The following is a 7,862-nucleotide window of genomic DNA, read 5'->3' as shown; positions in this document are numbered from 1 at the left end:
GATTTCATGGCCACACGCGTCTAGGAAACCTGTGCACGGGCGGGGGGAATCGCGCTGAAAGAATTGGTTTTATCAGTTTCGATCGCGACTGACCTACATCGGCGCCGCTCTGGTCAGAGCTGCGCCGGCCTCCATGCGTGGGCCGCGAGAATGTTCATGGTACGCTTGAGGTTGTAGGGTAAGCGCAAAAACCTCCCCACATTTCCCTCGGCGGTGATCTGGCTATGACCTCCCCCTCAGCTGAGGGGTAACGTAGTGGCAGGTGATGTAACGACATTCGAAACAAGTTTCGCAACGCCAGCGCGGCAGCGGCCCTCGCGGATGGAGGTTATTCCGGCGGGTCCGGCGCGGCGCCAGTGGTCGGCGGAGGCGAAGGCGCGGATTGTCGCGGCGAGTTTTGAGCCCGGCTCCAATATTGCGGAAATTGCCCGGACCCATGACCTTGTGCCGCAGCAGCTTTACGCATGGCGCCACGACAGCCTGCGGGCTCAGCGGTTGGCCCATGAACCGTTGAACTTTGTCCCAGCGATCGTCGATGACCCAGTCTCATCGCTATTTTCTGCATTCTGAGTTGGTGCGTCTTCTGGATGACGATGCTGGGCCGAGCACTGCCCAACGAGAAACCCGAATACGCTTTGACCGCAGCTGAAATCCGCGTGATCGATCAACTCGCCGCCCGCGCCGGGCGCACCCCCGCGCAAAACCCACGGATATCCGAGTACCTGCGTGAAATCGCTCGGCTCGGCGGATATCTCGCGCGAAGTCACGACCCGCCACCTGGCAACATCGTCATGTGGCGCGGTTGGTCACGCCTGATGGACATCCAGCTCGGCGCAGAACTCGCCTCCGGTACATTTATGGGTAATTGAAAGCCCCACCGGAGGGATACGAAGATCTTTGCGTAGCGTTTCCTGTTCATCGCGGCTCCACATGTCGGTGGCGACGATCCGCGGTATGCCACCCTTACACGCACGGCATAACGGAAGTGATTGCCCCGGTAGGCACCGTCGGCAAACAGGTCACCGAGATTGTCGGGCAACGCCTCGGGACTACCTCAGCCACCATTGAGATTGGCAGGTATCACAGACACTTCAACGACCAATGCCGTATCGCGATCCTTCGGGGATCGTGGAACAATTCGACAACCCTGTGGGTGCGCCGGACATCGACTGCCGCCCGATCAACCGGAGTAGAAGGTTTTATCGACCTCGACATGATAATCGGGTTGGACCTCGGCCCGTTTCCACTCGGCATATTCGAACCGCTCTGCCGGGAGCAAGGGCATTGCTCGATTTCTTCAGACAGCGCGGTACGATCACCCGACATGGCGCATCGGCCGATTGTTCAAGTCCTTCAGCAATAGAGCGATCGCCCCGTTCAGATATGCAAGGGTGAAGAAGCGCCGGTTACGCAGCCGCGCAGGGATCTAGCGCTCGACGATCAGAACGGCCCCTTCGACCTTGCCCTTGTCGCGTGGACAGCGACTACGGGTCGGCAAGATCGTAATGGTCGGCCATCGCCGCAAAGGTCTGGTTGAGCGTCGATTCGAACCACAGCGCTTTCGCCACCCCGGCTTTCAGATTGTCGCAGACAATGGCGCGGGTTACCCCGCCGAAGTAACCAGCGCCTGAACTTGGCCTTCGATCCAGTCGGGCAGTTTCTAAGAGACGCTGGCCATGACGAACGTAAGGGATGATGCACCGAGAACCGCCACGAGATCGGCGCTTAGTATATTTCCCCAGTTGATGGATCAATCAGCGGGATCGCTGGTTGCCCCGGCGGGGCGAGGTCATCCGAATCCATCGTCGTACGCCGAAGTGGCCGCCAATGCCCGAGCGGACGGCAAAGGACAACGCCGCCGCACCTGCGTTAAGCACGTCATTGCTAAAAAGAAGGCCAAAATGGGCCTGTTCATCCGTACCATCGGCATCCGCCGCGCCGAGGCCAGGATCACCCCCGCCACCTGGCGTTCAATATGCACCGGCTGATCTTCCACGAGACCCGGACGGAGGCAGTGTAGGTGCGCCGGGATCACGGGTAATCGCCCGGAAATCAAAATCCGGACGGCAAAAAGGACAGAAAATGAGCCGCTTGCTAGCCTGATTTGGCGCGTTAAGCGCTCACCGTGCTGCCCCAGCTAAATCCATCAAGTAGATGGAGGTCCTCAAGGCAGCACGTCATCAGCCATACACGTCCCTTCAACGGTTACATCGGGTTGTGAACTGTAGCTATACAAGATGGCATGAACGGGCGGCGCGACGTCCAAATAGCCAAAAAACTGCGGGCGAGGGGATAGTTATGAGGAATAATGTTGGGTTGTCAGCCGTTAGCTGGTTGGCGTTGATGATTCCGACGAGTGCATTTGCGCAATCGGCGACTGAACCGTCAGCCGTTCCCACGCAACAGGCCGAAACGCAAGATATCATCGTCACCGCTACGAAGCGGTCTGAGAACCTGAGCCAGGTACCAATGTCGATTACGGCAGTGAGCGGCGAAACGCTCCAACAAAAGGGTATCACGAATGTCCAGGATCTTACCAAGATCACGCCCGGGCTAACGTATGTCGATAGCGGCACCGGCGTACCTGTTTTCTCGCTGCGCGGGGTGGGCTTTTACGATACCTCCGTAGGTGCTCGTCCAACTGTGAGCGTCTATCTCGACGAAGCGCCGCTTCCGTTTTCAATCATGTCTGCAGGGGCGGCATTCGACCTCGAACGAGTGGAGGTTCTAAAGGGGCCGCAAGGGACCCTCTTCGGCCAAAACGCGACCGGTGGAGCGATAAACTACGTCGCTGCAAAGCCGACGAGTACCCCGAAGGCCGGAGTGGACCTGAGTTATGGGCGGTTCAAGGATTACACTGTCGGGGGCTTCCTGTCTGGTCCCCTAACATCAAATCTCAATGCACGTATTGCTTTCCGCACCGAACAAAGTGGTGATTGGCAAAAGAGCTACACACGCGTTGGCGATACTCTCGGTCAAAAGAATTTCCTTCAGGGAAGGGCCATCCTCGAGTGGAAGCCAACCAGCGACCTAACCCTTACATTGGATGCAAACGGGTTCGTAGATAAGTCGGATACGCTCGCCGCGCGCTATACCCAGCTTTTCGTGTCCGTACCTTCGGCCCTGCCAATCGTGCCATTGATCACAACGTATCCCACGGCACCGGGCTCCTCAAGATTCGCGGACTGGGACCCCAACGTTGACTACGCAAAAGACAATCGCTTTATTCAGACGACGCTCCGCGCCAATTGGGACGTAACAGACGATATTTCGCTCGTCTCGCTGACGTCATATTCTCACATGAACGTTCACCAGGTCGCAGATCAGGATGGAACAGCGCTGCAGAACGCAATTTCTGACACGAACGCCAAGATCTCCTCGGTCTCACAGGAAGTGAGATTATCCGGTCATGAGGCGGCACTTCGCTGGATGATCGGTGCTAACTATGCGCGTGACAATGTCACAGAAAACGACATTTTTCAGACTAACTATTCATCGTCGGGTCAGTCGCTGCCCACGGGTCCCTTCGGAGGCGGCGTACTTTATGGTGTACAGAAATTCGACACCAAGGCAGCCTTTGGAAATCTCGATCTGGACTTGGGCCGCAAGCTGACGCTTCATGGCGGCGTCAGGTACACTCAGGCCGATCTTGCCTATCAAGGCTGCGCTAAAGATATTGACGGAACCGAGGCCGCCTCCTTCGGCACTCTGGTCAATATTATCAGGGGAAGCATCGGGCTTTCGCCGGTCGCTTTCGCTCCCCAAGGCTGCCTCTCCGTTAACGCGAATCTCGAGCCGGGCCTCGTTGTAGGTCAATTGAACCAGCATAATGTTTCGTGGCGGGCGGGCCTCGACTGGAACCCCGCCGACCGCCTGCTCTTCTATTTCAACGTTTCCAGGGGTTACAAAGGCGGAAGCGCTTCTCCCATTCCTGCCTTGCGGCAGGAACAGTACCAGCCGATAACCCAAGAGTCCGTTCTGGCATATGAACTGGGCTTCAAGGCTTCGATCATTCGCGGCACTCTGGATGCCAACGGGGCCTTGTTCTACTATGACTACACCAACAAGCAACTCAAGGGCCGTATTATAACTGACCCTAATGTATTTGGCCCCCTCGAGACCCTCGTCAATGTCCCGAAATCCCGCATCCAGGGAGCCGAGTTTCAGATAAATGCATATCCGATCCCCGGCTTAAGTGTTTCCGTGGGAGGTACGTACATAAACAGCAAGGTGACGAGCGACTTCGAAAACTATACGTTGGTCCAGTCAATCACCAACTTCAAGGGGCAGCGCTTCCCCTATACGCCAATGTATCAGGCGATTCTGGACATGGATTACCGTTGGGCCGTCGGGCGTTCCCTCACTGCATTCGTCGGTGGGAACTTGAGTTATCGTAGCAAGACGACCGCCGGCTTCGGGACTGAATCCATTCTTCAGGTGAAGGGCTATCCCCTCCTCGATCTTCAGGCCGGCATTGAAGGGCCAGGAAAACGTTGGAGAGTGACGCTCTATGGGCACAATGTCACCAATCAATATTATTGGACCAATGTTACCAAGCAAAACGATTTTGCCGTTCAATTGCCTGGCATGCCCGTCACCTACGGCATTCAGCTTAGCTCGCGATTTTGATGATGGCCGGCTGCGCGCAATTTAGAAACGATGTCCGTCTGGAGGCCCTAATGCCTGATCGAGAAAACATCCGAGTATTGTTTACTTTGCACCAAGGCGAAACAATCGAAGTCTCCGCCCTGCCGGGGCAATCGATTAGACAAGTGGCATTGGATAACGACGTGCTCGGGATTGTAGGTGAGTGCGGCGGTAGCGGCGCGTGCGGAACATGTCACGCTTATGTTGGAGGGCAGTGGACCGAGCGACTATCTCCGCCATCAGAGGATGAGCAGGAGATGCTGGAATACGTTCTCGAACCGAAACCAAATAGTCGTCTGACGTGTCAGATCATTGTCGAGGAGGCAATCGACGGCCTTGAGATCATTGTTCCTGACCACCAATTTTGATTTGGGACCTAGACATCCGCAATTCGCATATATGCGACAGGGATAGCATTATGAGCAACCAACAGACCGCGTTGCGGTCCTTTAGAGCGTGGGACAGTCTCGACCTTGAAGGGCTTCTCGTCTGCCTTTCCGAAGACATAGTGTTCGAAAATATTCCTATGGGACCGGTGTTTGGGAAGGAAAATCTGCAAAATATGCTTGCGCCTCTCTTTATGGCACTGGCGTCATGCGCCTGGGAGGTGCTCAATATCGCAGAGACGGCGGATGGAAGCGTGCTTAGCGAGCGCCGGGACGTAATGACTCTCAAAAACGGTCAGACAGTCACTCTATCTGTGATGGGCACGCTTGACTTTGATGTTGCCGGGAAAATTTCACACTGGCGGGATTACTTCGATCTTTCGGAGTTCAACGCTCAGATGGGATTGCCGGCCGATACTGGTCGGCGACTGGCTTCAAGCTAGCTTCGTTACGACGACAATCCACACAGGAGCGCGGGCCGAGCCGTCAAAAGTACCAGGTATCGATTGTGCAACATGCGAATGGAGGACTAAGAATGACTATGCCGGTGCCAGACCACGTTCACCCTTCGTTGGTGACGAAGTTCGATATCTTTCAACCTTCGCGGCCCGATGAGGAGTATTTCGCGGCGTGGGTCCGGTTTCAGAAAGAGGCTAAGAGTCAACTTCTATGGTCGCCTCTTCATGGCGGTCATTGGATCGCCACCGATGCCGAGCTCGTAATGAAGCTCTACGAAGACTCCGACACAATGTCCTCGCGTAGGCCGGGGATCCCTGTCTTTGACAGGGATATCGACATGGGGGCTTTGAGCCGTGACCCGCCCGAGCACAAGGCCTTCCGAAAGCCGCTTAACTTCAGCCTTTCACCGGCCCGGATTCGTTCGATGGAACAATTCATTAGAGCCGCTGTTCGGGAATTGATTGATCACTTGATTGCGAAGGGGTCCTGTGAATTTATATCCGAATTCGCGGATGTGATTCCGTTGAACGTTTTCATAAGCATGGTTGACCTCCCGAAGAGCGACCTGGATATGTTGGCGGGATGGGCAAGGGCCATTACCCATCCCACGGCCGCTGCCACGAGCGACGGTCCGGCCATATCGCGCGAGCAGGTCATGGACGCCTTGGGTAACTACTTGCGACCGTATATCGCCCAGCGCAGGCTGCAACCGGGAAGCGATGCGATCAGTGAGGTGGTCAACTCATTAGTCGACGGTCGCCCGATGACGGACGCTGAAGCGATTGGCGCGTGCACGCATTTAATGATCGCCGGCCTGGATACCGTGGCATCATTTCTCGGGTTCATGATGATGTTCCTTGCCGAGTCGCCCTCTCATCGGCAGGAACTTGTCTCGAATCCAGCGATAATGAGCGGAGCCATTCAGGAGATGATCCGGCGCTTTCCTCTAACGGTGAACTCTAGAATTGCGAGAGACGAACAGATCATATCCGGCATTAGAATTAAGCAGGGCGATGTTATTGCGCTTCCCACGATGCTATACAATCTGGACGAGCGTAAATTTCCTGATCCGCTCTCGATAAACTTTGCCCGCAAGGTAAATTCGCAATGCACTTTCGGGAATGGTGCTCATCGCTGTGCTGGCGCATCATTAGCGCGATTAGAGATCGAAATTGTTCTGCAAGAATGGCTGGCGCGGATTCCAAACTTCCGGCTAGCTCCGCAGAAATTGGACGTTGTCGGTGGAATCGTAGCGTCATTGCGTGAGTTGCACCTAATTTGGCAGTGAGTGCACAACAGTCCTGCTTCTGAGAAGCACACGCCCGCGTGTTTTCACGGGAACTGTGGTCACGACCTTTCCTGGAAGGCAAGCACTGGATTCTCTGGCTTTAAGAGCCTTCAGAGGTGGCCGGGTTGGCCTGCACAGGGATTGGTGACGGATAAGTGGATCGTCTGCAGGTTGCTTCTTCGAATTGCCGATATGGGGCGTCATGCAGGGAGGGCGTAGCCCGTCCGGAGTGACGCCCCATATCGACGGCCAAATTCATGCTGCCATCGCCAGTGGCAGGTTGTCAAAATACGTTTGATCCGGCGTCCTGGCGGCCAGGCTCGAGTGCGGCCTGCGGCTGTTGTAGAAGTTCAGATATCGGCCAATCGAGCCGCGTGCCTCGCTGACCGCGCCATAGGCGTGCAGATAGACCTCCTCGTATTTGACCGAACGCCACAGGCGCTCGACTATGACATTGTCGCGCCAAGCGCCTCTGCCGTCCATGCTGATCGCGATCTTTTCGCGCATCAGCACGCTGGTGAACGCCATGCTGGTGAACTGACTGCTTTGGTCCGTATTGAATATCTCCGGTTTGCCGAAGCGCGCCAGCGCTTCCTCCAGAGCCTCGACGCAGAAGTTGGCCTCCATGCTGATAGACACCCGCCAAGCCAGCACCTTACGGCTGAACCAGTCCACGATGCAACGAGATAGACGAACCCCTTCGCCATCGGAATGTAGCTGATGTCGGTTGCCCAGACTTGGTTGGGCCGCACGATCGGCAGTTTGCGCAACAAATAGGGGTAAATCTTGTGCCCCGGCGTCGGCTTCGATGTGTTCGGGCGACGGTAGATCGCCTCGATCGCCATCTTCTTCATCAGCGTGGCGACATGCTGGCGGCCGATCTCGATGCCTTCCTGCCGCAGAAGATCACGCAGCATCCGGCTGCCGGCGAACGGAAGCTCCATGTGCAACTCGTCGATCCGCCGCATGATGGCGAGGTCGGCGGGCGACACCGGCCTGGGCAGATAGTAAATGCTGCCGCGGCTGACCCCCAGTTCGCGTGCCTGCCTCGTCAGCGGCAACGTATGCATCCGGTGAGAACC

Annotated in this window: 7 protein-coding genes and 2 pseudogenes; 7 read left to right on the top strand and 2 right to left on the bottom strand. The window is 56.2% G+C overall.

Annotation, left to right across the window (positions count from 1 at the left end; genetic code table 11):
• The first annotated feature begins 321 nt into the window (after nucleotides 1–321).
• Together EBBID32_RS17175 and EBBID32_RS17170 are read left to right on the top strand one after the other, a co-directional pair.
• Nucleotides 322–570: a transposase gene (locus EBBID32_RS17175; RefSeq protein WP_006961891.1), complete on the top strand. Its 249-nt coding sequence runs from the start codon at nucleotides 322–324 to the stop codon at nucleotides 568–570.
• Nucleotides 571–587: 17 nt separating this feature from the next.
• Nucleotides 588–869 carry an IS4 family transposase gene (locus tag EBBID32_RS17170; protein WP_081628116.1) on the top strand — a complete coding sequence of 94 codons (282 nt, stop codon included), beginning with the start codon at nucleotides 588–590 and terminating at the stop codon, nucleotides 867–869.
• Nucleotides 870–1,110: 241 nt separating this feature from the next.
• Here the strand turns inward: EBBID32_RS17170 and EBBID32_RS25010 are convergent.
• Nucleotides 1,111–1,770, bottom strand: a pseudogene (locus EBBID32_RS25010) (Mu transposase domain-containing protein); the annotation flags it as partial.
• 47 nt (nucleotides 1,771–1,817) lie between these two features.
• On the opposite strand from EBBID32_RS25010, the gene EBBID32_RS24225 reads away from it, so the two are divergent.
• The 5 genes from EBBID32_RS24225 (at nucleotide 1,818) to EBBID32_RS17145 (ending at nucleotide 6,780) form a co-directional block, all read left to right on the top strand.
• A complete protein-coding gene (locus EBBID32_RS24225) occupies nucleotides 1,818–1,988 on the top strand; it encodes a hypothetical protein (protein ID WP_006961875.1) in 171 nt (56 codons plus the stop codon).
• A gap of 310 nt (nucleotides 1,989–2,298) precedes the next feature.
• Nucleotides 2,299–4,629 (top strand): TonB-dependent receptor, encoded by a 2,331-nt coding sequence (locus EBBID32_RS17160; RefSeq protein ID WP_037491482.1) that lies wholly within the window; start codon nucleotides 2,299–2,301, stop codon nucleotides 4,627–4,629.
• Nucleotides 4,630–4,679: 50 nt separating this feature from the next.
• A complete protein-coding gene (locus EBBID32_RS17155; RefSeq protein WP_037491487.1) occupies nucleotides 4,680–5,015 on the top strand; it encodes a 2Fe-2S iron-sulfur cluster-binding protein in 336 nt (111 codons plus the stop codon).
• A gap of 50 nt (nucleotides 5,016–5,065) precedes the next feature.
• Complete coding sequence (locus EBBID32_RS17150) at nucleotides 5,066–5,476, top strand: limonene-1,2-epoxide hydrolase family protein (RefSeq protein WP_051093372.1); 411 nt, start codon at nucleotides 5,066–5,068, stop codon at nucleotides 5,474–5,476.
• Nucleotides 5,477–5,568: 92 nt separating this feature from the next.
• Nucleotides 5,569–6,780 (top strand): cytochrome P450, encoded by a 1,212-nt coding sequence (locus tag EBBID32_RS17145; RefSeq protein ID WP_006961872.1) that lies wholly within the window; start codon nucleotides 5,569–5,571, stop codon nucleotides 6,778–6,780.
• Nucleotides 6,781–7,035: 255 nt separating this feature from the next.
• On the opposite strand, the pseudogene EBBID32_RS17140 reads toward EBBID32_RS17145, so the two are convergent.
• Nucleotides 7,036–7,862: pseudogene (locus EBBID32_RS17140) on the bottom strand (IS3 family transposase); the annotation flags it as partial.

This window comes from Sphingobium indicum BiD32 (assembly GCF_000382885.1).
GTDB classification, from domain to species: domain Bacteria; phylum Pseudomonadota; class Alphaproteobacteria; order Sphingomonadales; family Sphingomonadaceae; genus Sphingobium; species Sphingobium japonicum_C.
The sequence above is the reverse complement of the archived record's forward strand: the minus strand, read 5'-3'. Positions and strand labels throughout refer to the sequence as shown.

Coding starts and splice junctions, on each gene's coding strand:
- EBBID32_RS17175 (WP_006961891.1), top strand. CDS start 322: ATGGAGGTTATTCCGGCGGGTCCGGCGCGGCGCCAGTGGTCGGCGGAG.
- EBBID32_RS17170 (WP_081628116.1), top strand. CDS start 588: ATGACGATGCTGGGCCGAGCACTGCCCAACGAGAAACCCGAATACGCT.
- EBBID32_RS17160 (WP_037491482.1), top strand. CDS start 2,299: ATGAGGAATAATGTTGGGTTGTCAGCCGTTAGCTGGTTGGCGTTGATG.
- EBBID32_RS17155 (WP_037491487.1), top strand. CDS start 4,680: ATGCCTGATCGAGAAAACATCCGAGTATTGTTTACTTTGCACCAAGGC.
- EBBID32_RS17150 (WP_051093372.1), top strand. CDS start 5,066: ATGAGCAACCAACAGACCGCGTTGCGGTCCTTTAGAGCGTGGGACAGT.
- EBBID32_RS17145 (WP_006961872.1), top strand. CDS start 5,569: ATGACTATGCCGGTGCCAGACCACGTTCACCCTTCGTTGGTGACGAAG.